Origin of the sequence: Streptomyces ossamyceticus (assembly GCF_001418475.1) — a bacterium.
GTDB lineage: Bacteria > Actinomycetota > Actinomycetes > Streptomycetales > Streptomycetaceae > Streptomyces > Streptomyces ossamyceticus.
This window is the reverse complement of record NZ_LIQX01000413.1, coordinates 752-2,359: the sequence shown is the minus strand read 5'-3', so window position 1 is coordinate 2,359 and position 1,608 is coordinate 752. Positions and strand designations below refer to the sequence as shown.

Below are 1,608 nucleotides of genomic sequence, written 5' to 3'. Positions count from 1 at the left end.
GGGCCGATGAGGGCCTGTGGGGGACCTGTGGAGGGTCAGTCGTCCCACTCCCAGGTGCCGGAGGCGGTGAAGGTCCAGGTGAACGTCACGGTTCCGGAGTCCGATCCGGAGCCGTTGTCGTGGCCGCCGTGGCCGCTCCGGCAGGGATCACAGTCCTTCCAGCGCGGGCACGGGTCGGTGCAGTTCGGCACGGAGCGGTGGCCCGTGTCCACGAACACCGCGTTGGCCCAGCCGCGCTCCTCGGGCAGCCAGTACCAGTGACGTTCGCCGAACACGCTCTGGCCCCGTACGGCGCACTCGACGCGGACATGCGCGCCGGGTGCCACGAAGCCGACGACATCGGAGCGGGTGGTCGGCTGTTCCCGGAGATTGAGGTCGCCGCGGGCGACGACGGTACCCCTGACCAGTCGGCCGGAGTGGTCGTCGTGCGTCGGACCGGCCGCCTGGGCCGTCGTCCCGAGGGCCGCGACGGTGACGACACCGCCGGCGAGGACGGTCGCGGCGAGGGTCCGTGGAGCGAGTGGGATCCGCATGATCGGGCTCCTTGCTCCCCCTGTCCAGGAAACACCCGTTCGGCGGAGTACTCCACCGGAGGGCGCTGCCGGGCGCCGGGCGCCGGGCGCCTCATGGCTCCAGGGTGCGCGGTTCGTTGGCGGGTGCGGGTGAGTGGGGGCTGTTCGCGCGGTTCACCGCGCCCCTGAAAAGCGACCGGGGCCGCGCCCCGTGCTTTTCAACGGCGCCACGGGGATGAAGGCCGGGCCGCAGGCCCAAGCCTTCAGGGGCGCGGGGAACTGCGCGAGAAACCACGACGAACCCGCACCCGCCGACGAACACGCACCCCCGAGCTATAAGGCGCCCCCCGTAGGCCGGCGGCAGCCGTTCGGCTTGTCCTGGGGGGCCATTCGCAGTCAGACGCGGCGTCACCGCTCGCGCGGGCGCCGCCGGGAGACTTGCCTGAGAGGGTGTTCCCTCGTGCTCGCGGCCCCCTGTCGACCGCGCTGATCCTGCTCGCCTGCCTGTTCGCGCCGGTGGGCGCGCTGGCCGCGTGGGCGACGTACGAGCTCGGCGACCGGGCCCGCTACGAGGCCGTCACCGCACCGCTCGCCGCCGACCCCGACGTACGGGAGGCCCTCGCGGACGCGGTCGCCACCGGGATCATGCGCGAGGTGCGGGTCCGGCCGCCGCTGCGCGAACCCGTGCGGGACTTCACGCACGACGCGGCCCGGTCGTTCACCCGGACCGAGGCGTTCCGTACGGCATGGCTCACGGCCAACCGGGCGGCCCACGACGCGGTGTTGCGGGCGGTCCGCGCGAAGAGCGCCGGCGGCAGCGGGCACGGGGCGCGACCGGTGACCTTCGACCTGGCGCCGGTCGGCGAACGGGTCAAGCGGCAACTCGCCCGCGACCACGTGCCGTTCGCCCATCGCATCCCGGTCGCGCACACCGAGGTCACGGTGCTGTCGGCGGAGGAACTCGTCCAGCTGCGGAAGGGGTATCGCATGCTCGAAGTCGCCGCGTTCTGGTTTCCGGTCGGCGCGCTCGTACTGGCCACGGTGGGGATCCTGATCGCCACCCGACGCCGTCGTGCGGTGTGCGCGACGGCGTCGG

Annotated in this window: 2 protein-coding genes; one reads left to right on the top strand and one right to left on the bottom strand. The window is 73.3% G+C overall.

The window, feature by feature from the left end; all coding sequences use genetic code 11:
• Positions 1–35: 35 nt before the first annotated feature.
• On the bottom strand, positions 36–533 hold the full coding sequence (locus AOK15_RS27665; protein WP_055521077.1) for an SH3 domain-containing protein: 498 nt from the start codon (positions 531–533) through the stop codon (positions 36–38).
• Between the two features lie 429 nt (positions 534–962).
• Between AOK15_RS27665 and AOK15_RS45755 the strand changes: the two genes are divergently transcribed.
• Positions 963–1,608: hypothetical protein (locus tag AOK15_RS45755; protein ID WP_338059929.1), on the top strand; the 646-nt coding region annotated here is incomplete at its 3' end.

Coding starts and splice junctions, on each gene's coding strand:
- AOK15_RS27665 (WP_055521077.1), bottom strand. CDS start 533: ATGCGGATCCCACTCGCTCCACGGACCCTCGCCGCGACCGTCCTCGCC.